The organism is Stenotrophomonas nitritireducens (assembly GCF_001700965.1).
GTDB classification, from domain to species: Bacteria; Pseudomonadota; Gammaproteobacteria; order Xanthomonadales; family Xanthomonadaceae; genus Stenotrophomonas; species Stenotrophomonas nitritireducens_A.
Window position 1 is genome coordinate 1,160,634 of record NZ_CP016756.1, and the last position, 23,946, is coordinate 1,184,579.

General features: G+C 65.5%; 16 protein-coding genes. 6 read left to right on the forward strand and 10 right to left on the reverse strand.

Annotation, left to right across the window (positions count from 1 at the left end; translation table 11 throughout):
- The first annotated feature begins 47 nt into the window (after positions 1-47).
- Positions 48-1,469 (forward strand): M28 family peptidase, encoded by a 1,422-nt coding sequence (locus BCV67_RS04995; RefSeq protein ID WP_062166737.1) that lies wholly within the window; start codon positions 48-50, stop codon positions 1,467-1,469.
- Between the two features lie 272 nt (positions 1,470-1,741).
- Here BCV67_RS04995 and BCV67_RS05000 read toward each other — a convergent pair whose 3' ends face one another.
- The 7 genes from BCV67_RS05000 to cysD form a co-directional block, all read right to left on the reverse strand.
- Entirely contained in the window at positions 1,742-2,578 is an 837-nt protein-coding gene (locus BCV67_RS05000; protein ID WP_062166738.1) for a TrmH family RNA methyltransferase, read from the reverse strand.
- A gap of 15 nt (positions 2,579-2,593) precedes the next feature.
- Complete coding sequence (locus BCV67_RS05005; RefSeq protein ID WP_428999511.1) at positions 2,594-4,039, reverse strand: alanine/glycine:cation symporter family protein; 1,446 nt, start codon at positions 4,037-4,039, stop codon at positions 2,594-2,596.
- Positions 4,040-4,186: 147 nt separating this feature from the next.
- On the reverse strand, positions 4,187-4,723 hold the full coding sequence (locus tag BCV67_RS05010) for a GNAT family N-acetyltransferase (protein WP_062171422.1): 537 nt from the start codon (positions 4,721-4,723) through the stop codon (positions 4,187-4,189).
- Positions 4,716-7,841 (reverse strand): efflux RND transporter permease subunit, encoded by a 3,126-nt coding sequence (locus BCV67_RS05015; protein WP_062166740.1) that lies wholly within the window; start codon positions 7,839-7,841, stop codon positions 4,716-4,718. The genes BCV67_RS05010 and BCV67_RS05015 overlap by 8 nt, the downstream gene beginning before the upstream one ends.
- Positions 7,838-8,938, reverse strand: coding sequence for an efflux RND transporter periplasmic adaptor subunit (locus BCV67_RS05020; protein WP_062166741.1), 1,101 nt, complete (start codon positions 8,936-8,938; stop codon positions 7,838-7,840). The genes BCV67_RS05015 and BCV67_RS05020 overlap by 4 nt, the downstream gene beginning before the upstream one ends.
- A 378-nt stretch (positions 8,939-9,316) precedes the next feature.
- Positions 9,317-11,194 carry a sulfate adenylyltransferase subunit CysN gene (cysN, locus tag BCV67_RS05025; RefSeq protein WP_062166742.1) on the reverse strand — a complete coding sequence of 626 codons (1,878 nt, stop codon included), beginning with the start codon at positions 11,192-11,194 and terminating at the stop codon, positions 9,317-9,319.
- Positions 11,194-12,105: a sulfate adenylyltransferase subunit CysD gene (gene cysD, locus BCV67_RS05030; protein WP_062166743.1), complete on the reverse strand. Its 912-nt coding sequence runs from the start codon at positions 12,103-12,105 to the stop codon at positions 11,194-11,196. The genes cysN and cysD overlap by 1 nt, the downstream gene beginning before the upstream one ends.
- A 200-nt stretch (positions 12,106-12,305) precedes the next feature.
- On the opposite strand from cysD, the gene BCV67_RS05035 reads away from it, so the two are divergent.
- The 3 genes from BCV67_RS05035 (at position 12,306) to BCV67_RS05045 (ending at position 16,666) form a co-directional block, all read left to right on the forward strand.
- The gene (locus tag BCV67_RS05035) at positions 12,306-14,141 is read left to right on the forward strand and encodes an assimilatory sulfite reductase (NADPH) flavoprotein subunit (RefSeq protein ID WP_062166744.1); all 1,836 of its coding nucleotides are present in this window, start codon (positions 12,306-12,308) and stop codon (positions 14,139-14,141) included.
- A gap of 90 nt (positions 14,142-14,231) precedes the next feature.
- On the forward strand, positions 14,232-15,938 hold the full coding sequence (gene cysI / locus BCV67_RS05040; RefSeq protein WP_062166745.1) for an assimilatory sulfite reductase (NADPH) hemoprotein subunit: 1,707 nt from the start codon (positions 14,232-14,234) through the stop codon (positions 15,936-15,938).
- A complete protein-coding gene (locus BCV67_RS05045) occupies positions 15,935-16,666 on the forward strand; it encodes a phosphoadenylyl-sulfate reductase (protein ID WP_062166746.1) in 732 nt (243 codons plus the stop codon). Before cysI ends, BCV67_RS05045 begins: the two co-directional genes overlap by 4 nt.
- Before the next feature lie 163 nt (positions 16,667-16,829).
- On the opposite strand, the gene BCV67_RS05050 is transcribed toward BCV67_RS05045, so the two are convergent.
- From BCV67_RS05050 to BCV67_RS05060, 3 genes are all read right to left on the reverse strand, one after another.
- Positions 16,830-18,890, reverse strand: a complete 2,061-nt coding sequence (locus tag BCV67_RS05050; protein WP_062166747.1) for a TonB-dependent copper receptor — start codon at positions 18,888-18,890, stop codon at positions 16,830-16,832.
- 67 nt (positions 18,891-18,957) lie between these two features.
- Positions 18,958-19,410, reverse strand: coding sequence for a DUF2946 family protein (locus tag BCV67_RS05055; protein WP_065868203.1), 453 nt, complete (start codon positions 19,408-19,410; stop codon positions 18,958-18,960).
- Between the two features lie 797 nt (positions 19,411-20,207).
- The gene (locus tag BCV67_RS05060; protein WP_062166748.1) at positions 20,208-21,191 is read right to left on the reverse strand and encodes a LysR family transcriptional regulator; all 984 of its coding nucleotides are present in this window, start codon (positions 21,189-21,191) and stop codon (positions 20,208-20,210) included.
- 179 nt (positions 21,192-21,370) lie between these two features.
- Between BCV67_RS05060 and cysG the strand changes: the two genes are divergently transcribed.
- Positions 21,371-22,822, forward strand: coding sequence for a siroheme synthase CysG (cysG, locus tag BCV67_RS05065; RefSeq protein WP_428999503.1), 1,452 nt, complete (start codon positions 21,371-21,373; stop codon positions 22,820-22,822).
- 20 nt (positions 22,823-22,842) lie between these two features.
- Positions 22,843-23,802: a cysteine synthase A gene (cysK, locus tag BCV67_RS05070; RefSeq protein ID WP_062166750.1), complete on the forward strand. Its 960-nt coding sequence runs from the start codon at positions 22,843-22,845 to the stop codon at positions 23,800-23,802.
- Positions 23,803-23,946: the final 144 nt, after the last annotated feature.

Below are 23,946 nucleotides of genomic sequence, written 5' to 3' on the forward strand. Positions count from 1 at the left end.
CGCGGCTCACTGTTACTCTGACGCTTCAATCCACCGTGGAACCGAACATGCGCCGCCGTGCCCTTGCTCTTGCCATCGTGCTGCTCTGCACTTCCGCTACAGCCGCCGCTGCCCCCACCCATATTTCCGACCTGGCATTGGCCAAGGCCGCCGAGCTGCGCGCGCAGGCGCTGGCCGACAACACCGGCTGGCAGGTGGTCGAGTCGCTGACCACCGAGGTCGGCCCGCGCATGGCCGGCAGCGAGGCCGATGCACGCGCGGTGGAATGGGCCAAGGCCAAGTTCAAGGCACTGGGCTTCGACAAGGTATGGACCGAGCCGGTGACGTTCCCGAAGTGGGAGCGCCGCAGCGAGCACGCTTCGGTTGTCGGCACGCACCCGCAGCCGCTGACCATCACCGCACTGGGCGGCAGCCCGGCGGGCACGGTTGAGGCCGAGGTGGTGCGTTTTGAGGGCCTGGATGCACTGAAGGCTGCACCGGAAGGTTCGCTGGCCGGCAAGATCGCCTATGTCGACTTCACCATGACCCGCAAGCGTGATGGTGCCGATTACGGCATCGGCGGCACGGTGCGCAGCCGCGGCCCGTCCGAGGCGATCCGCAAGGGCGCCATCGGCTACATCATGCGCTCGGCCGGCACCGACTCGCACCGCATGCCGCATACCGGCATCACCCGTTTTGACGACGGCCTGACGCCGGTGCCGGCGGCGGCGCTGTCCGGCCCGGATGCTGACCAGCTCAACCGTCTGGTAGCGCGGGGCCCCACCCGCATCCGCATCTCGCTGGATTGCGGCTGGGACGGCAGCTATACCTCGCAGAACGTGATCGGCGAAATCACCGGCCGCAGCCTGCCCAAGGAAGTGGTGGTGATCGGCGGCCACCTCGATTCCTGGGATCTGGGCACCGGTGCCATCGATGACGGCGCCGGCGTTGGCATCACCATGGCTGCCGGCCACCTGATCGGCCAGCTCAAGCAGGCGCCCAAGCGCACCATCCGCGTCATCGCCTTCGCCAATGAAGAGCAGGGCCTGCATGGCGGCAAGGCCTATGCCGCCGCGCGCGTGGCGGCTGGCGAGATCGTGCAGCAGCACATCGCGGCCGAAAGCGATTTTGGTGCCGGCCGCATCTACGCCTTCAACACCGGTTCGGGCAATCCGGCTGAATCCCGCGAGGCGACCCGCCAGATCGGCGAGGCGCTGGCACCGCTGGGCATTGAGTACCGCGCCAATGAAGGCGGTCCCGGCCCCGATGTGGGCCCGCTGGCCGCCAAGGGCGGTGCCTGGGCATGGCTGGCGCAGGACGGAACCGACTATTTCGATCTGCACCACACCCCGGACGACACCTTGGACAAGATCGATCCCAAGGCGCTGGCGCAGAACGTGGCCGCCTACACGGTATTCGCCTATCTGGCCGCAGAGTCGGACGGCAGCTTCGGCAGCGAAGCCAAGGATGTGGTGCCGCCGAGGGAGTAGTTCCCTGGGGTATGCAACAACAAAGGCGCCGCAAGGCGCCTTTGTTGTTTTTGATTTCCTGTAGTGCCGAGCCATGCTCGGCAGGAGCTTCACCGGTAAGGCCTCTGCCGAGCATGGCTCGGCACTACATTCGGTGCTGTTGGTGCTCTTGGGTGCTGTGCAAACAGCAAAGGCGCCATAAGGCGCCTTTGTTCTGTAGTGCCGAGCCATGCTCGGCAGGAGCTTCACCGGTAGAGCCTCTGCCGAGCATGGCTCGGCACTACATTCGGTGCTTAACGCTGCTTGCGGCTGCTCCAGCTGGCCAGGAATACGGCCGTGGCGGAAGCCACGTTGAGACTTTCCACAGCGCCGCTGCCGGGAATCGACAGGCGCAGGTCGCAGCTCTGCGCGAAGTCACGGTCCATGCCTTCGCTTTCGGCACCCATCACGTAGACCATGCGGTCCGGCAGCTCGGTGGTGAACACGTCCTGGCCGTCGGCAACCAGCGTCGCAGCCAGGCCAAAACCGGCGTCACGCAGCTGTACAACGGCTTGCGGCAAGGCCGGCAGGCGTACCAGCGGCACCGATTCGGCGCCGCCTTCGGCAACGCGTGCGGCAGCGCCGGACAAGGCCAGCGTCGAGTCGGCCGGCAACAGGATCGCGGCAACACCGAAGTGCGCTGCCGAGCGCAGGATCGCGCCGAAATTGTGCGGGTTGCCTACGCCGTCCAGCCACAAGGCCAGCGCCGGGCCGTCCTGCAACGAGGCCAGCCAGGTCGCCAGCGGCAGCGGCTCCTGCTTCTGCACATCGGCCACCAGGCCTTCGTGGTGGGTGGTGGCGGCCAGCTTGTTGAGGTCGCCATCGCCAACAACGCGGTAACCCACACGGTTGGCCACGCACCACTTCAGCACCGGCTGCAGGCGCGGAATCATGTCTTCGGCCAGGTACAGCTTGCGCAGCGCCTGCGGGCGTTTGGCAAACATCGCCTGCACGGCGTTGACGCCGTACAGACGCATTTCATCACCGCCGCGTACCGGTACACCATCGCCCTCACGCGCGGCTGACGGCGCAGCCGGGGTTGCGCGGGGTGGCCGCGAAGAAGGGCGACGGTTGTTCCAGGGATTACTCACAGCGGTTCCTTTGAATTACTTATTTCTACGCCAGAAATCGGCATTTTTGATGCCCAGCGCATCGGGGTCGAAGACCGGGTCCAGGCCCAGCTTCTTCTGCCGCTCATAGTCGGTCAGTGCAAGCATGGCAGGCTTTTGCAGGATAAGGATGGCGACCACGTTCAGCCAGGCCATCAAGCCCACCCCGATATCACCCAGCGCCCAGGCCATTTTCGCATTGTGGTAGGCACCAAACACCACCATGCCCATGATGCCCAGGCGCAGCACCAGCATTGCCGCCGGATGCGTGCGATTGCTGCCGGCCAGGTAGGTCAGGTTGGTTTCGGCCATGTAGTAGTACGCCATGATCGTGGTGAAGGCGAAGAAGAACAGCGCCAGCGCCACAAAACCTGCACCCCAGCCCGGCATCACCGACTCCACCGCCGCCTGGGTGAACAGCGCACCCTCGGAGGGCTGCACGCCTGGCACACCGGTAACGATGGCCTCCAGTTTGGTCACGCCACCTTCGGTCACTTCACGGAAGACGTTGTACATGCCGGTGGACAGCAGCAGGAACGCGGTCGAGGTGCACACCAGCATGGTGTCGAAATAAATCGCGAACGCCTGCACATAACCTTGCTTGGCCGGGTGCGAGACCTCGGCCGCAGCGGCGGCGTGCGGGCCGGTGCCCTGGCCGGCTTCGTTGGCGTAGATGCCGCGCTTGACGCCCCAGGCGATGGCCTGGCCGATGATGCCGCCGAACGCCGCATGCGCACCGAAGGCACTGGAGAAGATGTCCGCGAACATCGTCGGCACCTTGCTAGCGTTAAGCATCATCACCACGATCGCCATCAGGATGAAGCCCAGCGCCATGAACGGCACGATCACTTCGGCGAAGCTGGCAATGCGCTTGACGCCGCCGAAAATGATGACGCCCAGCAGCACCGCAACGGTCAGGCCGATCCACAGCTTCATGCTGGCAGCGCCGCCCACCGATGCGCAGGCATCGGCGCCGGTGCACAGCACGTTGACCGCGCTGTCGGCGATGGCATTGGCCTGCACGCCCGGCAACAGGAAGCCGGCGGCGATGACGGTGGCCACGGCGAAAACGGCCGCGTACCACTTCAGGCCCATGGCCTTTTCAATGTAGTAGGCCGGGCCACCGCGGTAGCGGCCTTCGGCGTCCTTGGTCTTGTAGATCTGCGCCAGCGTCGATTCCACATAGGACGTGGCAGCGCCGAGGAAGCCCATCACCCACATCCAGAAAATGGCACCGGGGCCACCATAGGCGATGGCTGTGGCCACGCCGGCGATGTTGCCGATACCCATGCGCCCGGCCATCGACATGGCCAGCGCCTGGAAGGAGGACACGCCGGCGTCGGACTTCTCGCCACGTACGGTGAGCCGGCACATCTCGGCGAAGCCGCGGATCTGCATGAAGCGGGTGCGTACGCTGAACCACAGGCCCGCGCCCAGACACATGAAGATGAGCGCGTTGCTCCAGATGATGCCGTTGATCGATTCGACGATGGATTCCACGTAATTCCCCGGAAAGCTGAAAGGTAGCCAAAGCCCGGAACCCCGGGGCTGGCCGATTTTTCCACGATTAGGCCCGGTTGTGCAGGGCCATTACGCCGATTGCAGCCAAGTCCTGATATGGGCGAAGCAGCGCATGTCGTGCAGCTGCCCGTCCTTGAACACCGACTGGCGCTCGGTGCCCTCCTCGACGAATCCATTCTTCAACAGTACCCGCGCCGAGGCCGGGTTGCCGGCCATCACCTGTGCGGACAGCCGCGCCAGCTCCAGCGTATCCATCACCCACGGTACATAGGCACCAACCACGGCAGTCATGATGCCTTGGCCCCAATGGCGCTGGCCCAGCCAATACCCCAGCGAGGCGCCATAGCGGCGCTCGGCCTGGCCCTGGGCGACACCGATGCCGCCACCGGCGTGGCCGTCGATGACCAGCGCAAACACCGGCGCGCGCAGGTCCAGCACCTGTCCGCCCAGGAACGCCTCGCCATCGGCGCGGGTATACGGGAACGGAAAGCGCGTGCTGAGCCCGCGCGAGACCGCCGCGTCGTTGGCGTGCTCGACCAGCGCGTCCAGGTCCCCGGCCTGCCAGGGACGCAGCTGGACGCGACCATCGAGCAGTGGCTCACGCATGCCCACCCACCGACGGGGTATCGGCTTCCAGCCGGTTCAATTCATTGGCCACGGTTTCCGGCGACTGCGTGTACGGCGCCAGCAGCGCATAGAACGCCGGCACCACGAACAGCGACAGGAAGGTAGATACGCTGACCCCGAAGATCACCACGATGCCGATGGTGGCGCGGCTGGCCGAACCAGGGCCGCCGGCCACGACCAGCGGAATCGCGCCCACCACGGTGGCGATCGACGTCATCAGGATCGGGCGCAGCCGCACCATCGACGACTCGACAATGGCCTGGTGCACGCTGCGGCCTTCGTCGCGCAGCTGGTTGGCGAACTCGACGATCAGGATGCCGTTCTTGGCCGCAAGGCCGACCAGCATGACGATGCCGATCTGGCTGAACAGATTGAGCGTGCCACCACTGAGGTACAGGCCGACGAATGCGCCCAGCACGCCCAACGGCACGGTCAGCATGATCACCAGCGGATGGATGAAGCTTTCAAACTGCGCGGCCAACACCAGGTAGACCACCAGCAAGGCCATGGCGAAGGTCAGCAGCACCGCGCTACCTGCGCTCTGGTACTCCCGCGACTCGCCCTTCCATTCAATCTGCGCGTACTCGGGCAGTTCCTCGGCCGCGACCTGCTTGGCCCAGGCAATGGCTTCACCCAGCGTGTGGCCGGGGGCGACATTGGCACTGATGGTGATCGAGCGCAGCCGGTTGAAGCGATTGAGGCTGCCGGCTTCGGCAACTTCGCTGAGCGTGACCAGATTGGACAGCGGCACCAGTTCGCCCGACCGCGCACGCACCTGGATTGCCGACAGGTCGGCCGGCGAGGCACGACCTTCGCGCCCGGCCTGCACCAGCACGTCGTATTCCTCGCCGTTGTCGACGAAGGTGGTGACGCGGCGCGAGCCCATCATGGTTTCCAGCGCGCGGCCGATGTCGGTAACCGAGATGCCCAGGTCGGCCGCACGCTGGCGGTCGATGTTGACCCGCATCTGCGGCCGGGTTTCCTTGTAATCCGAATCCGCGCCGACCAGCCCGGGATAGGCTTCCATGCGCTGCAGCAGGCGATCGCGCCACTGGGCGATCTCGGCATATTCCGGGCCACCAAGCACGATCTGGAACGGCTGCCCCATGCTGCGCACCAGGCCGCCACCCACCATGGTACGCACGCGTACGCCGCTGAGGTCATTCAACTCTTTCTGCAGTTCGTTGGCGACATCGCTGGTGGCCTCGCTGCGATCGCGCCACGGCTGCAGGAACACACTGATACGGCCGGTATGCATTTCCTCGCTGTTGCCCCAGCCACCAGGCACACGCGGATTGGCGCGGACGATGGGCTCTTCAGCGCCGACGAAACGCGAGACGATCTTCTCGACCTGCTGCACCTGTTCCACGGTGTAGTCGAAGCCAGCGCCTTCCGGGCCGTCGATCATGATCTGGAACGAGCCGCGGTCTTCGGCCGGGGCAAGCTCGGAGGGAATCAGCTTGAACAGGCCCCAGCTGGCGCCGAGCGCGCCCAGCATCACCAGGCCGAACACCCAGCTGCGTTGCACGTGGCGATCCAGCACCCGACCGTAGGCGGCCGACAGCCGCTCCAGCTGACGATTGATGAACCCATGCAGGCGGCTCACCTTCTGCTCGCTATGCGGTTTGAGCAACTTGGAGGCCATCATCGGCGTCAGCGTCAAGGCGACGAAGGCCGACAAGGCCACTGCTGCCGCCAAGGCCACCGCCAGCTCGCGGAACAAACGGCCGGTATTGCCTTCCAGGAAACCCACCGGCAGGAACACCGCCACCAGCACCGCAGTCGTCGCGATAACCGCGAACGCCACCTGGGCGGTACCGCGGCGTGCCGCCACCAAGGGTGGTTCACCCAGATCGATGCGGCGTTGCACGTTCTCGACCACGACGATGGCGTCATCCACCACCAGGCCAATACACAGCACCAGCGCCAGCAAGGTGAACAGGTTGATCGAGAAGCCGAAAGCGAACAGCGCGATGAAGGCGGCCACCAGACACACCGGCACAGTCACCGCAGGAATCAAGGCCGCGCGCAGGCTGCCCAGGAACAGCCAGATCACCACCAGCACCAGCAGCATCGCTTCAACCAGCGTGGCGTAAACCCGTTCCACCGCCGCCTCGATGAAGGTGGTGTTGTCGAAGGCGACGAAGATCTGCGTGCCCTTGGGCAAGGTCTGCGCGACGCGCTCGGCTTCGGCGCGGGTATCGCGTGCCACATCCAGCGCGTTGGCGGTGGAGGTCTTGACGATGCCCAGGCCGATGCCCGGCTCGCCATTGCTGCGGTAATAGGCGCGGCGCTCGGACGAGGCCAGTTCAACCTTGGCCACATCGCCCAGCCGCACCACGTAACCATCGGCGCCCTTGCCCAGCGGGATGCTGGCGAAATCCGCCGGCGCCACATAACTGCGCTCCACGCGCAGGGTGAAATCGCGGTCGGTCGACTCGATGCGGCCGGCCGGCAACTCCACGTTCTCGTTGCGCAGCGCGGTTTCCACCTCGGTGACGGTCAAGCCGCGCGCGGCCAGCTGGTCGCGGTCCAGCCACACCCGCATGGCATAGCGCTGGCGGCCACCAATACGCACCTGGGCCACGCCGTCGATGCTGGAAAAACGGTCCACCACATAACGATCGGCGTAGTCGCTGAGCTCCAGCGTGTCCATCGTCGAGGAGGTCATGTTGAACCAGATGATCGGGTCGGCATCGCTCTCGACCTTGGCGATTTCCGGTGGCCGTGCCTCCTCGGGCATGCGGTCGGCAACGCGGCTGACCGCATCGCGCACGTCGTTGGCGGCCGCTTCGATATCACGGTTGGCGTTGAACTCGATGCTGACCGAGGCGCGGCCATTGGTGCTGCGGGCGTTGATGGTATCGATACCTTCGATACCGGCCAGCGCGTCTTCCAGCACCTGGGTGACGCGGCTTTCGATCACCGCCGCCGAGGCACCGGTGTAATCCACCGACACCGAGACGATGGGCGGATCAATCGCCGGCAGCTCGCGCAGGGTGAGACGGTTGAACGACATCACGCCCAGCACCAGCAGCAACAGGCTCATCACCACGGCCAGCACCGGCCGCTTGATCGAAAGATCGGACAGCTTCATCCGGCGCTCGCCTTGTTGGCCGCCGTGCTTGCCTGCGCCGGCGCCGCCGTCTTGGCAGACTTGTCATCCTGGATGCGGATACCGGGCCGCAGCTTGCCGGTGCCGTCAACCACGATGCGCTCACCGGCCTTCAGGCCTTCGATGATCTCCACCACGCCCGCACGGCGGGTGCCGGTTTTGACATCGGCGCGCTCGACGCTGTCGTCGGCCTTGACCCGGAATACGTAGGAATCGCGGCCCACCTGGACCACGGCGATCTCCGGTATCACCAGCGCGCTGCGCTCGGGGCGATACAGGCGCACATCCAGCAACATGCCCGGGCGCAGCGCGTGGTCGGCGTTGTCGAAATCGGCGCGCACGGTGATCGCGCGGCTGCCCGGATCGACGCGGGCATCGATGGTGCTCACTTCGCCTTCAAAGCTGCGCCCCGGGTAGGCAATGCTGCTGCCGCTGACCTTGTCGCCATTCTGCAGCGAGGACAGCTGCGCCTCGGGCACCTGGAAATCGACATGCATGCGCGAGATGTCATCCAGCGTGGCGATGGCGGTGGTCGGGGTGACCAGCGAGCCCGGGCTGACCTGGCGGATACCCAATACGCCTGCGAATGGCGCACGCACTTGGCGATCGGTGATATCCACGCGCATCTGCTGCACGCGGGCTTCGGCAGCGTCACGGATCGACTGCTGGGTATCCAGGGTGGAATGCGCCACCAGCTGCTGTGCAGCCAGTTCACGCTGGCGCTTGTATAGCCGGTCCGCCTCGGAGAAGGTGGCCTGGGCCTGGGCCAGCGCGGCCTGCTGGGCCTGGCCGCGCAGGGTCACCAGCGGCGCACCGGCGGCCACCTGCTGGCCGCTTTCGAAGTGCACCTTGTCGATGATTTCGCTGACCTTGGCGGTGACAATGATCGATTCGCGCGCCTTGGCGGTGCCGTTGGCCTGCAGCGAATCGCTCCAGGGCGCGGCTTCGACAATCTGCGTGGTGACCAGCACCGCGCCGGCAGCTTGCCGGGGCGCCTCGGCGTTCTTGCGGTTGCATCCGGCCAGCGCCAGCGCCAAGACAGTGCCACCGACAATGGTGGCGGCAAATCGCGCGAACATACACAGTCCCATCTGATACACGATCAAGCAGTCTAGCGGTGCCAGATGACGCCCGGATGTGCCGTTAGGGGGGTGTGCCCTTCACAGGATTGCCGGTTTTTTGCAGCGGCGGCGGTAGTGCCGAGCGATGCTCGGCAAGGGCATGCACCACTGATGTGAAAAGCTCCCCTCCCCCAAACCGTCGGACCCGAGGGCGCAGCCTTCGGTCGTTCATCGGGCCGCGCGCCATTGGCGCGCAAGCAGACCATCTTCACCCCCGCCGCCTTCGGCGCAAGGGAGGAGCGAAGCTACGGTTGCAGATGAATCCGGGGCTTATGGTGCTGTGGTTTCGCGGCTTACGCCGCTCCTACAACCCCACAACCAAACCCCGGTGACAAATCAGCGCAGCGCCTGCAAAACCTGCTCCACCATCTCCGGCACGCTGTTGGTGTCGGCGCGCAGATGCAGCTCCGGGGCTTCCGGGGCTTCATACGGCGAATCGATGCCGGTGAAATTGGGAATCTGCCCGGCACGGGCCTTGCGGTACAGCCCCTTCACATCGCGCGCTTCGGCAACAGCCAGCGGCACATCGACGAAGACTTCAATGAATTCGCCTTCGTCGAAGCGTTCACGCGCCATCTGCCGCTCGGCGCGGAAGGGCGAGATGAAGCTGACCAGCACCACCAGCCCGGCATCGGCCATCAGACGCGCCACCTCGGCCACGCGGCGGATGTTTTCCACCCGGTCCTCGTCGGTGAAGCCCAGGTCACGGTTCAAGCCGTGGCGGACGTTGTCACCATCCAGCAGGAAGGTATGCACGCCCTGCGCATGCAGACGCTTCTCGACCTGGTTGGCGACGGTGGACTTGCCCGCGCCCGACAAGCCGGTGAACCACAGCACCTTGGGTTGCTGGCCCTTGATCCGCGCGCGCGCAGCCTTGTCCACGTCCAGATGCTGCCAATGCACGTTGCCAGCGCGACGCAGGGCGAAATCCAGCGTGCCGGCGGCGACGGTGGCATTGGTCTGGCGGTCGATCAGGATGAAGCCGCCCAAGGCGCGGTTCTGCGCATACGGGGCAAACGCCACCGGCTCGTCCAGCGACAGGTTGCAGTAGCCCACCTCATTCAGCTCGAGGCGTTTGGCCGCCAACCGCTCCTGCGTGTTCACATCGACGCGGTGCTTGATCTCGCTGATGTTGGCAGCCACGGTGCGACTGCCAATCTGCAGCCAGTACGGCCGGCCCGGCAGCAGCGCGGCATCGTCCATCCACAGCACATGGGCGGCGAACTGATCGGCCACTTCCGGCGGGTCACCGGCTGCAGCGATCACATCGCCACGGCTGACATCGACTTCATCTTCCAGGGTCAGCGTCACTGCCTGCCCGGTCGAGGCCACGGCCAGCGGGCCATCCGGCCCCAGCACCTGCTTGACCGTGGAGCGGCGCGCCGATGGCAGCACAACCACTTCATCACCCACGCGCACCTGGCCGGCGGCAATGGTGCCCGCGAAACCGCGGAAATCCTGATTCGGTCGATTGACCCACTGCACCGGCAGGCGCAGCCCGCTGGCGGCATCGTGCGCAGTCAGTTCGACCGTATCCAGATGCTCGATCAGGCTGGGGCCTGCATACCAGGGCATCGCCGACGAGCGCGTCGACAGGTTCTGCCCTTCCAGCGCCGACAACGGAATCGCCTGCACATTGGCGATACCCAACTGCTTCGCCAGCGCCTGGTAGTCGGCAACGATGCGCTCGAATACGGCCTGGTCGTAATCGACCAGATCCATCTTGTTCACCGCCAGCACGACCTGGCCGATGCCGAGCAGCGAAATGATGTAGCTGTGGCGACGCGTCTGGGTCAGCAGGCCCTTGCGCGCATCCACCAGCACCACCGCCACATCGGCCGTGGAAGCACCGGTGGCCATGTTGCGGGTGTACTGCTCGTGCCCGGGGCAGTCGGCAACGATGTATTTGCGGCGGTCAGTATCGAAGTACCGGTAGGCAACATCGATGGTGATGCCCTGCTCGCGCTCGGCCGCCAGCCCGTCCAGCAGCAGCGCGTAATCGATGCGCTCGCCCTGGGTGCCGTGGCGGCGGCTGTCCGCTTCCAACGCCGACAACTGGTCGTCGAACAGGCGCTTGCTTTCGTACAGCAGGCGTCCGATCAGAGTGCTCTTGCCATCGTCAACGCTGCCGCAGGTGATGAAGCGCAGCAGCGGCTTGGTTTCGTGGGTTTTTAGGTAGGCAGCGATGTCGGAAGAAGTGGTCACGGCGCTCATCAGAAATACCCCTCCAACTTCTTCTTCTCCATCGAGGCGGACTGGTCGTGGTCGATCAAACGGCCCTGCCGCTCGGAGCTGGTGGATACCAGCATCTCGGCGATGATCTTCTCAAGGCTGTCCGCTTCGGATTCAATCGCACCGGTCAGCGGATAGCAGCCCAGCGTGCGGAAGCGCACCTTGCGCAGCTGCGGCACCTCGCCTGGATGCAGCGGCAGGCGCTCATCGTCGACCATGATCAGGCTGCCGTCGCGCTCGACGACCGGCCGCTCGGCGGCGAGGTATAACGGCACCACCGGGATCTTCTCGCGGTAGATATAGAGCCAGATATCCAGCTCGGTCCAATTGGACAACGGGAACACGCGCACGCTTTCGCCCTGATGGATGCGCGCGTTGTACAGGTTCCACAATTCGGGGCGCTGGTTCTTCGGGTCCCAGCGGTGGCGATCGTTGCGGAACGAGAACACCCGCTCCTTGGCGCGCGACTTTTCCTCGTCGCGGCGCGCACCGCCGATAGCGGCATCGAACTTCCACTTGTCCAATGCCTGCTTCAGGCCCTGGGTCTTCATCACGTCGGTGTGGACGCTGGGGCCGTGGCTGATCGGGCCGATATTGCGGGCAACACCGTCCGGATTGATATGCACCCGCAGCTCGGTGCCGGTCTCGGCAACGCGGCGATCACGGAAGGCGATCATCTCGCCAAACTTCCAGCGCGTATCCACATGCAACAGCGGGATCGGCGGAACGCCCGGCGCGAACGCCTTCAGCAGCAGGTGCAGCAGCACCGAGCTGTCCTTGCCCACCGAGTACATCAGCACCGGGTTGTCAAAGGCGGCGGCAACTTCACGCAGGATATGGATGCTTTCCGCTTCCAGGCGGTCGAGGTGTGACAGGGGTGCAGTGACGGTCATTGCGTGCCGGAATAAGGAGGCGGGGCCCGAGGGCAAGGGTAGCAGCGAAGCCGGACGGGACTCCGGACTGTCCGCCGAGTGTGGCCGGCCCCCTGCACGGGTTGAAATAAACGCAAGGCATGTAGCGATAACCGCTGCTCCTTTCCGCTGATGGCGCGCTGTACCTAGCATCGGTCATCCCTAGCCAGACCGGAACGGAAATGACCGCCGCCGCCACCGTGCCACCCAGCCCCTTGCCTGAAGACCGCAAGGTCCTGCTGACGCGACTGGTAGACGGTCTGGACGGGAACAGCCTGTGGTGGCTGTCCGGCTTCGCGGCCGGGTTGGCGCAGGGAAACCCTCCCCCCTCCCTTGCCGTCATCCCCGGTGGCCAAGCCGCACAGCCAGCGCAGACCCGTTTGACCGTGGTCTACGGCAGCCAGACCGGCAACGCCCGCCGCGCCGCCGAGCAGTTGGCCGCAGAGGCCGAAACCGCCGGCCTGCCGGTGCGGGTAATCCGCGCCGATGCCTACGGTACCCGCGAACTGGCCAACGAGCGCCTGCTGTATATCGTGATCAGCACCCAGGGCGAGGGCGATCCCCCGGACGACGCCATCGGCCTGGTCGAATTCATCGCCGGCAAGCGCGCCCCCAAGCTGCCGGAGCTGAAGTACGCCGTGCTCGGCCTGGGTGATTCCAGCTACGCGGAGTTCTGCGGCATCGCCCGCAAGCTGGACACCCGCCTGGCCGAACTTGGCGCCACCCGCCTGCAGCCGGTGGGTGAGGCCGACCTGGATATCGACACCGTGGTGGCGCCGTGGCGTGCGCAGGCGCTCACCAATGCCCGCAGTGTGATCGGCGAAACCGTCACCGCCGTGCCCAGCAATGTCACCCCACTTCGGCACGCGGGCGCCTGGACGGCGCAGCACCCGTTCAGCGCCGAACTGCTGTCGCGGCAGGTCATCAGCGGCCGCGACTTCAAGGGGCCGGCCTATGCGCGCTACGGCAATGCCGCCAAATCCGTGCAACACCTTGAGCTGTCGCTGGAAGGCAGCGGCCTGCATTACGAGCCCGGCGATGCACTCGGCATCGTGCACCGCAACCCGGCCGAGCTGGTCGAAGCCGTTCTGGATGTCACCGGCCTCGATGGCGCGCTGCAGGTTGAACACGACGGCCACCAGCGCTCCCTGACCCAGTGGCTGGGCGAACACCGTGAACTGACCCGGATCTCACGCCCGCTGCTGGCTGCAGTGGCCGAGCGCAGCGCGCATCCGGAGCTTGCACAGCTGCTGGACCCGGCACGCAAGGCCGACCTGGCCCAGGTATTCGACAACCACCAGCTGGTTGATGTGCTGCGCCGCTGGCCGGCCGAATGGAATGCCCAGGCCCTGCTCGGCACCCTGCGCCCCGCCGCGCAGCGCCTGTACTCCATCGCTTCCAGCCGCAAGCGGGTGGGCGAAGAAGTGCACCTCACCGTGGACGAGCTGCGTTACCACGCCCATGGCAGCGAGCACGTCGGCGCGGCCAGTGGCTTCCTGACGGCACTGGAAGAAGGCACGCAGGTACCGGTCTACGTCGAGGCCAACGAGCGTTTCCGGGTGCCGGGCGACAACAGCCGCGACATCATCATGATCGGCCCGGGCACCGGCGTGGCACCGTTCCGCGGTTTCGTGCAGGAACGTGCAGAGACCGGCGCGACCGGCCGCAACTGGCTGTTCTTCGGCGCCCGCCATTTCAACACCGATTTCCTCTACCAGACCGAATGGCAGGAGGCGCTGCGGCGCAAGGAACTGCATCGCCTGGACCTGGCGTTCTCACGCGACCAGGCCGACAAGATCTACGTGCAGCAGCGCCTGCGTACGCGCGGCCGCGACCTGTACGACTGGCTGCAGAACGGCGCGCACCTGTACGTGTGCGGTGCCATCGCCATGGGCAAGGATGTGCATGCAACCTTGCTGGATGTACTGCGCGAACACGGCGGGCTGGACGAAGACGATGCCCGCGACTATCTGACTCGGCTGCACACGGAGGGGCGCTATGCACGGGATGTGTATTGAGTGTTGTCGGCCTGCGCCTGCGGGCTGATACCGCAGTGGCTTCGCGGCGTATGCCGCCCCTGCAACCTCCGACTTCAGATAGCGAACGCAATGAGCACCCACTCCGTTGAAAACATCAAGGCCGACAGCAACCGCCTGCGCGGCTCCCTGCTGGAAAGCCTGGCCGATCCCGTCACCGGCGCCCTGCGCGAAGACGACCAGACCCTGATCAAGTACCACGGCAGCTACCAGCAGGATGACCGTGACGTGCGCGACGAGCGCCGCCGGCAGAAGCTCGAACCGGCCTACCAGTTCATGATCCGCACCCGCACCCCCGGCGGCGTGATCAGCCCGCAGCAGTGGCTCAAGCTCGATGCCATCGCCACCCGCTTCGGCAACCATTCGCTGCGCATCACCACCCGCCAGGCCTTCCAGTTCCACGGCGTGATCAAGCGCGAACTGAAGGCGACGATGCAGGCCATCAATGCCGCCCTGATCGATACCCTGGCCGCCTGCGGCGACGTCAACCGCAACGTGCTGGTGGCCGCCAACCCGTTGCTGTCCAGCGCGCACGCCACGCTTTACGCCGATGCCGCGCGCACCTCCGAGCACCTGCTCCCCAATACCCGCGCCTACTACGAAATCTGGCTGGACGAGGAGCGCGTGGCCGGCAGCGGTGCCGAAGAAGAGCCTATCTACGGCGAGCGCTACCTGCCGCGCAAGTTCAAGATCGGCTTTGCGTTGCCGCCGCTCAACGACGTGGACGTCTACGCCAATGACCTGGGTTTCATCGGCGTGCTCGATGCTGCCGGCGAACTGCTCGGCTACGACGTCACCCTCGGCGGCGGCATGGGCGCCACCCATGGCGATGCCGAAACCTATCCGCGCATCGCCAACAGTGTCGGTTTCATCCCACGTGACGCGCTGCTCGATGTGGCCACCGCGGTGGTCACCACCCAGCGCGACCTGGGCAATCGCGACGTGCGCAAGCGCGCCCGCTTCAAGTACACCATCGACGACCACGGCCTGGATACCGTGGTTGCCGAGATCGAACGCCGCGCCGGCATCCGCTTCGCGCCCGCACGCGCGGCCGCCTTTGCCCATAACGGCGACCGCTACGGCTGGGTCGAAGGCGACGATGGCCGCTGGCACCTGACCCTGTCACTGCAGGCCGGCCGCATCGCCGACGTCGCCGGCGCCCCGCACCTCACCGCCCTGCGTGAAATCGCCCGTATTCTCGACGGCGAGTTCCGCATGACCGGCAACCAGAACCTGGTGATCGCCGGCGTGGCGGCCGCACAACGTGCGCAGATAGATGCCATCGTGCAAAGCGCCGGCCTGGACGCGGGCAACCGCGCGCCGACCGCACTGGCGCGCGCGGCCATGGCCTGCGTGGCGCTGCCCACCTGCGGCCTGGCCATGGCCGAAGCCGAGCGCTACCTGCCCGAATTCAGCGCCAAGCTGCAGCCGCTGCTGGAGCAGCACGGCCTGGCCGAAGCGCCGATCCTGCTGCGCATTTCCGGCTGCCCGAATGGCTGCTCGCGCCCCTATCTGGGCGAGATCGCCCTGGTCGGCAAGGCACCTAGCCGTTACAACCTGATGCTTGGCGCCGACCATCGCGGCCAGCGCTTGAACACGCTGTACCGCGAAAACATCAGCGAGCCGGACATCCTGGCCGCGCTGGAGCCGCTGTTCGCCCGTTACGCCGGCGAACGCGATGCCGACGAAGGCTTCGGCGACTTCCTGCACCGCAGCGGCATCGTTGCCCTGCCGCCCTACCCCACCCACCGCCAGATTTCCGTGGAACTGCAAGCATGAGCGCCCTGCCCAAGACATCGAACACCGCCCCGGTAGCCTTGCCGGAGGACCTGGGCCCGCTCAATACGCTGCTCGACGCCATGGACGCGCAGCAGCGTGTGGCATGGGCGCTGCAAAACGCGCCTGGCGCGCATGTGTTGTCGTCGAGCTTTGGCGCACAGTCGGCGGTGACCCTGCACCTGCTCAGCAGCCAGCGCCCGGACATTCCGGTGATCCTGATCGATACCGGCTATCTGTTCCCGGAAACCTATCGCTTCGCCGACGAGCTGACCGACCGGCTCAAGCTCAACCTCAAGGTCTACCGCCCGCAGGTCAGCCGCGCGTGGATGGAGGCGCGCCATGGCCGTCTGTGGGAACAGGGCGTGGTCGGCATCGAGCAGTACAACAACCTGCGCAAGGTCGAGCCGATGAAGCGTGCGTTGGACGACCTGCAGGTAGGCACCTGGTTCACCGGCCTGCGCCGCAGCCAGTCCGCCAGCCGCGCCAATACGCCGGTGCTGCAACGCCGTGGCGAGCGCTACAAGGTCAACCCGATTGCCGACTGGAACGATCGCGATGTGTGGAACTACCTGCAGCAGCACCAGCTGCCCTATCACCCGCTGTGGGAACAGGGTTACGTATCGATCGGTGACTTCCACACCACCCGCCGCTGGGAGCCGGGCATGCGCGAGGAAGACACCCGCTTCTTCGGCCTGAAGCGCGAGTGCGGCCTGCACGAAGAGATCTGAGCCAGCGCGGGCCTGTGTAGGAGCGGCGTGAGCCGCGAAGCTGACCATCCAGATCGAACTGCACGCACGACCGGATGCAGCAAGGGCTTCGCGGCTCACGCCGCTCCCACAGCAGCATTGCGGCAATCTCGACGCCCGCCTCACCGAGGCGGGCGTCGTTGTCTCAATACCGGTAATCCAGCTTCAACCAGAACGAACGCCCCGGCTCATTGATGCGGACCGGATCGGCAGGAAAACCAAAATCCGCACTGCCGGCCAGATTCAGATGCTCGGCATAGGCGCGATCAAACAGATTGTCCACGCCCACGCTGGCGCGCAGCCCATCATTGATCCGGTACGCGCCATTGAGTGACAAGGTGGCAAAGCCCGCACTCGGGCCCAGATCACGCGCCACCACATTGCCTTCATCCAGCGCGACCCGGTTCTGCCGCGTAACCGCGCGCATCAAGGCTCCCGCCGACCAGCGCGCCTGTTCGTACGAAGCAGACAAGCGCGCTTCCAACGGCGGGATCTGCGGCAGCGGGCGATTCTCGCTGCGGTTCTCACCCCAGGCGTAAGCCAGCGTGCTGCCCAGCTTCCATGCCTGCGCCGGACGCCATTCCAGGCCGGCTTCGGCCCCGGCAATGCGTGCATCAACATTACGCGCCTGCGTGCTGCTGCCCATCATGCCGCCGCTGCGGTACTGGAACAGGATGTAGTCCTGCAGCCGCCCGGCATACGCCGATACCCAGGCATCGAGCTTTTCACCGCGAAACTGCAGACCCAGATCGAGCTGGGTGGTTTTCTCCGGCTTGACCCCGGTAAAGGCATTGACGCTACCCGCCGGGCCCGCATTGGCCGAGAACAATTCCCAGTAGTCGGGCATGCGTTCGCTGTGACCGACACCGGCATACCACGTCCATGCCTGGCCATGATCCCGCTCGTAGCGCAGGAAGCCGCTGCCAAGATTCTCCTTGCGCTTCTGCCCGGCGATGGGATTGGGCATGTTCATCATGCCGGTGGTGGCGCGCCTGTCCTTGGCCTGCGCCTTGTCCACACGCAGACCGCCGATCCAACGCTGCGCGGTGCCTTCACCCAGGGTCAGCTCGCTGAAAAGCCCCTGGCTGCTGAAGTCGGCATCACGCTTCCACGGCGATTGCCGCCAGGTATTGCGTCCCATGCCGTTACGGCTGCGGTGGCGGCTGTCCTGCGCATCCACACCGGCAACGATGGCCACATCCTGCCAACGCCACTCGCTGCTGACGCGGCCGCCAGTGGTACGCCGCTCCACGTTCGACGCCATCGGCATCGGCATGCTGCTGGCCGGGTTGGGCGTGCGCAGCGTGTAGTTGTCCATCAGGTGATCGGCGTTGTTGTAGTACAGATTGGCCTGCAGCTTGTCCCACGCACCGGGCAGGTTGTCGCGTTCGAAACGCAGCCCATAGCTGTCACGCTTGAACGCGGCACCATCCATGCCACGGCCGGCATAACGGGCGATGGCGTCGCCGCGGCCGGCGCTGAGCTCAACCACCGTATCCGCGTCCGGCGTCCAGCCAATGGCGGCATCGGCATTCCACTTGCGCCAGCGCGAGGGCACCACATCGCCATTGCCATCGCGGTAGTCGTCGGACTCGGAGCGGTTGCCATTGACCCGCACATAGCCAGGCGTGCTGCCGAAGCTGGCATCCAGCATCTGATCGTTGCGGTTGTTGGAGCCGCCCAGCGCACTGGCTTTCAGCTCCATGCCGGGGCTGTCGAAACGCGGTTTCTCGCGCTCGAAACGTACCGTACCGGCAGACGCACCTGGCCCCCAACGTACGCTCTGCGGGCCCTTGATGATGGTCAGGCGGTCATAGGTTTCCGGTGCGATATACGACAGCGGATTATCCATCCGCGACGGGCAGGCGCCGATCAGGTTGCCATCGTTGCTGAGAATGTTCAGCCGTGACCCGGACAGGCCGCGCAGCACCGGATCGCCATTGGTGCCACCGTTGCGTATGGCCGAGAAGCCGGGCACGGTTTTCAGGTAATCGGCGCCATCACTGGCCGGCACCGGTTGCCGCGGCAGACGCGGATCGGTCACCCATTGCAGCGGCGAGGACGGGGCTGCGGCGGTGACCACCAGGGTATCCAGAGTTCTGGTCAGATCACGCTCGGCAGCTTGCGCCAGCTGAGGAAACAACGCGATACAGACACAGACAGACAGGCATGCCGGTGCACCCGGCATACGGGAAAGGGATTTCATGCAGTTCTCCAATACGACACGACCACGCGCTGCCCAAGGCTGCGCGCGGCAAACAGGAAAGGTGGCGTTAGCTGGAGAGCGCCGGCGGACCGCGCGGCGGATGCGCTGGCCAGCGCAGGCTGGCAGCGTGATGGGTTTTACGCGGTGATTGTGGGGCAAGCCGATACAGCAGCGGTGCCAGCACCAGCATCACCGCCAGCCATGGCAATAGACGCGAGGCCATGCTGCAGTAATCGCAGGCCTCGCAGTGGGCGGCATGTGGATCGGCCGGTGCAGGTGCTGGCTTTTCGCCTGCCGCTACTGCCTCATGCCCTGCGTGCGGCATGTGTTGCATGTCGTGATGCTCCGCATGCCCGTCCGCAGGCATCTGCATCGCGATTTCATGCACCGCATGATCCATGCCCTGGATTGGCAGCTGCTGCGATTGCAACCAGCGACTGACCACCGGTGCCACTGCCATCAACAGGGCAGCGGCAAAGGCCAGCAGAAGTGCAAAGGATTGGAAGCGGAGCGAACGCATGAGCAGCACAGTTTATCGGCAGGGCAAACGCAGAAGCCGCCGCGCAACTGCGACCGTTTGCCGCACACCCCATTCACACCACGCAGACCGTAGTGCCGAGCCAAGCTCGGCAGGGGCTTGCCCGACAAACCATCAACCACAGGCTGTTGTAGGAGCGGCGTAAGCCGCGAAGCTGGGATCAATGAAACTGCAAAAATTCGTGTGCCCCGATGGACCATCAGCTTCGCGGCTTATGCCGCTCCTACAAGATCGGTGAGCATTTCTCGGCAACGCCCCGTGGAGCACAGCCATGCTTCAGCAGCCACCAGACGCACGCAAACTCAAGACCCTGTAGTGCCGAGCCATGCTCGGCAGGGGCTTGCCCGGCAAACCATCAACCCCTGGGCTGTTGTAGGAGCGGCATAAGCCGCGAAGCTGGCTTCAATGAAACTGCAAAAATTCGTGTGCCCCGATGGACCATCAGCTTCGCGGCTTATGCCGCTCCCACAAGATCAGTGAGCATTTCTCGGCAACGCCCCGTGGAGCACAGCCATGCTTCAGTAGCCATCAGACGCACGCAAACTCAAGACCTGTAGTGCCGAGCCATGCTCGGCAGAGGCCATACCGGCACAGCATCAGCGCCCACGGTTTGTGGGAGCGGCGTAAGCCGCGAAACTGGGACCAATGAAACTGCAGAAATTTCTATGCCCCGATGGAGCATCAGCTTCGCGGCTTACGCCGCTCCTACAAGATCGGTGTGCATCTATCGGTAACGCCCCCGCAGAGCATGGCTCCGTTCTACCGGTGATCTGCTGCGCTTAGACCGTAATCGTCTGTGTCAACGATTCCCAGCTCGGCGGCACCGGCCAATCGGCCTGCTGGTTGCCGTCGAGCACGCGGCGCAAATCGCGCTTGTCGATCTGCGGTGCAAGCACGTGCACCAGTTCCAGTGCGTAATCACGCAGTACGCGATCTCGCGGCAGCACCGCCCAGGCAACGCATTCCGGGATGGATGGCGGGGCCGGCCAGGCGCGCAGGTCGGTATCGTTGGCGCTCACCGCCATTTCCGCCAACAGGCCGACGCCCAGGCCGGTACGCACATAGGTCTTGATCAGGTCCGCGTCCAGCGCGGTCAGGGTCAGGTCCGGCTCCAGATCCAGTGCGGCAAACGCACGCCGCAACGACGAACTCATGCGCGTGGAGGACTCGTAACTGATCAGCGGATGGCTGGCCAGTGCGGCCATGTCCGGCGCCACACCGGCGCGGTCCAGCGGGTGCCCCTTGGGCACCAGCACCAGCCGGCGCCAGCGGTACAGCGGCACCGCGATGCCAGTGCTGGGCTCGCCACCGGCGGTACTGATGATGGCGATGTCCGCATCGCCCTGGCTCAGCAGATCCAGTGCATCGCTTTCAGCAGCCTGCTGCAGATGCACGCTGACCTGCGGATAGGCCAGCTTGATGCGCGCCACCGCCGGCGGCAGCACGAAGCGCGCCTGCGTGTGGGTGGTGGTCAGGATCAGCTGGCCATGGCTTTCACGGCGCTGGTTGGCGGCGTACGTGCGGATGTTGTTGGCTTCGGCCAGTACCGAGCGCGCGCGGCTGATGACTTCCTCACCTGCCGGCGTCACCGATTCAAGGCTGCGCCCTTTTCGCACGAACAACAGGAAACCCAACTCGTCTTCAAGCTGTTTGAGCTGTTTGGACAACCCCGGCTGGGTGGCATGCACCCGTGTCGCGGCGAGCGTGATGTTCAGCTCGGCATCGGCAATAGCAACGAGGTAACGCAGTTGGGTAAGTGTCATCGCAGTGGTGAGCAGAGATCTTCAGTAAGGAACTGTGAAGAATGTAGGCCAAAACGCTGTGAATACTTATAACCTAAAGTTATCTGACCCGGGGTGCTTTTCATTTCCGGGCGTGAAGGGCGGGCGCTACGGTCATCGTCCTTATTCCGACCGCCGCCGCCATCGCCTTGGACAGCTCCTTGTTCCCCCTATTTGCCGACCTCAAGGGTCGGGCTGTGCTGGTTGTCGGTGGGGGCGCGGTGGCCGAACGCAAAACCGAGGCGCTGCTGCGTGCCGGCGCCCTGCCCCGGGTGGGGGCGCCTGCGCTGAGCCCCGGCCTGCAACAGCTGGCCGATGCCGGCCAGGTGCGTTGGCTCAATGGCCGGTTCGACCCGGCCTGGCTGGACCAGGCGATCTGGCTGGTGATCGCGGCCACCGACGACGCCGCCATCAACCATGCCGTCGCCGAGGCCGCCGAAGCGCGGCGCCTGTTCGTCAACGTGGTGGACGATGCAGCGCTGTCCGGCTTCCATGTGCCGGCGGTGGTGGAACGTGGCCCGCTGCAGATCGCCATTTCCAGCGGCGGCGGCGCGCCGATGGTGGCCCGTCACGTGCGTCGGCAGATTGAAGAACTGTTCGACCAGGCCTGGGGACAACTGGCCCAACTGGTCAGCCGCAAGCGCGGGGTGATACGTGAACGTTTCCCCGAACTGGCTGCACGCCGCCGTTTCTTCGACCGTTTGATCGAAGGCCCGCTGCTCGGGCTGTTGCGCGCGCGCCAGTCGATCGCGGCCGAAACCCAGTTGCTACTGGACATGGCGGCCGAAGCACCGGCGCATGCCGGTTCGGTGGTGCTGGTGGGCGCCGGCTCCGGCGACCCGGGCCTGCTCACCCTCAACGCCTTGCGCGCGCTCAACCAGGCCGATGTGATCCTGCATGACCGCCTGGTCAGCGCTGATGTGCTGCAGCTTGCGCGCCGCGATGCGGACTTCATCGAGGTCGGCAAATCCGCGCGCGGGCACAGCACCGCGCAGGAACATATTCATGCACTGATGCTCGAGCACGCGCGTGCGGGCAAGCGCGTGGTGCGGCTCAAGGGTGGCGATGCCTTCGTATTCGGCCGCGGCGGCGAGGAACTGCAGTTCCTGCGCGCCCACGGCATTGCCTTCGAGGTGGTGCCCGGCATCACCGCGGCGCTGGCCTGCGCCGCCTACGCCGGCATTCCGTTGACCCACCGCGATCATGCCCAGCAACTGCGCCTGGTCACCGCGCACTGCCGGGATTCGCTGGATACGCTGGATTGGCCGGCGCTGGCGCAACCACGGCAGACCCTGGTGTTCTACATGGGGGTGGCCGCGCTGGCGCAGATCCGCAGCCACCTGCTGGGCGCCGGGCTGCCCGCCAGCACGCCATTTGCACTGATCGAAAACGGCTCGCGCGCCAACCAGCGCGTGGTCAGCGGCCAGCTCAGGCAGCTGCCCGATGCCGCTTCGCAGCACCAGGTGCAGTCACCGGCACTGCTGATCCTCGGCGAGGTGGCGGCATTGGCCGACGAACTGAACTGGTTCGGCGCCACGCCGCTGCACGCAACGCCCACTGTTTCCTCACTTTCCGCAAAGACGACAACGCCCACACTGGCCGACGCCGCCTGACCACCTCCCCGGAGACTTCAATGGCCCTGTACAACAGCATTCTGGACACCATCGGCAATACCCCGGTGGTCAAGCTCAACCGGCTTGCGCCGGCCGGCGTGGACATCTACGTCAAGGTCGAGTCGTTCAACCCGGCCGGCTCGGTCAAGGACCGGCTGGCCCTGGCCATCATCCTCGACGCCGAGAAAAAGGGCCTGATCAAGCCCGGCGATACCATCGTGGAAGCCACCTCGGGCAATACCGGCGTCGCTCTGGCAATGGTGGCTGCCGCACGCGGCTACAAGTTCGTCGCGACCATGGTGGAAACCTTCTCCATCGAACGCCGCAAGCTGATGCGTGCCTACGGCGCCAAGGTGATCCTGACCCCGGCCGCCGAGCGCGGCACCGGCATGGTGCGCAAGGCCAAGGAGCTGGCCCAGCAGCACGGCTGGTTCCTGGCCAGCCAGTTCGCCAACCCGGCCAACCCGGCGTATCACCGCCAGACCACCGCCGCCGAGATCCTGCGCGACTTCGCCGGCAAGCGCCTGGACTACTTTGTCAGCGGCTGGGGTACAGGTGGCACATTGACCGGCGTCGGCGAGGTACTCAAGCTGGCCCGGCCCGACACCCGCATCATCGCAACCGAACCAGCTGGCGCCGCATTGCTGGCCGGCAAGGATTTCAGCCCGCACAAGATCCAGGGCTGGACCCCGGATTTCATCCCGGAAGTGCTCAACCGCAACGTCTACGACCAGCTGCTGTCGATCCAGGACGAACGCGCGATTGAAACCTCGCGGCGGCTGGCTGCCGAGGAAGGCATCTTCGTCGGCATTTCCTCCGGCGCCACTGTCGCCAGTGCGCTGGATGTGGCCGCCAGCGCCGAGGCCGGCTCTGTGATCCTGGCGATGCTGCCCGACACCGGCGAGCGCTACTTCTCCACCCCGCTGTTCGCCGACGTCAACGATGGCTCTGACGACGACTGGCTGGCCGGTCTTCCGTAACCCGCGTTACTTAACCCGTCAGCAACGCGAAGGCCGCCTGTGCGGCCTTCGTGCTTTTCCGCGCCAGTGAATCGCGCCAGGTGAGACCACATGAGCGCAGACTGCAGCTGTGGCGGCGCGGCAGCAGCCGTCACATTTTTCTCA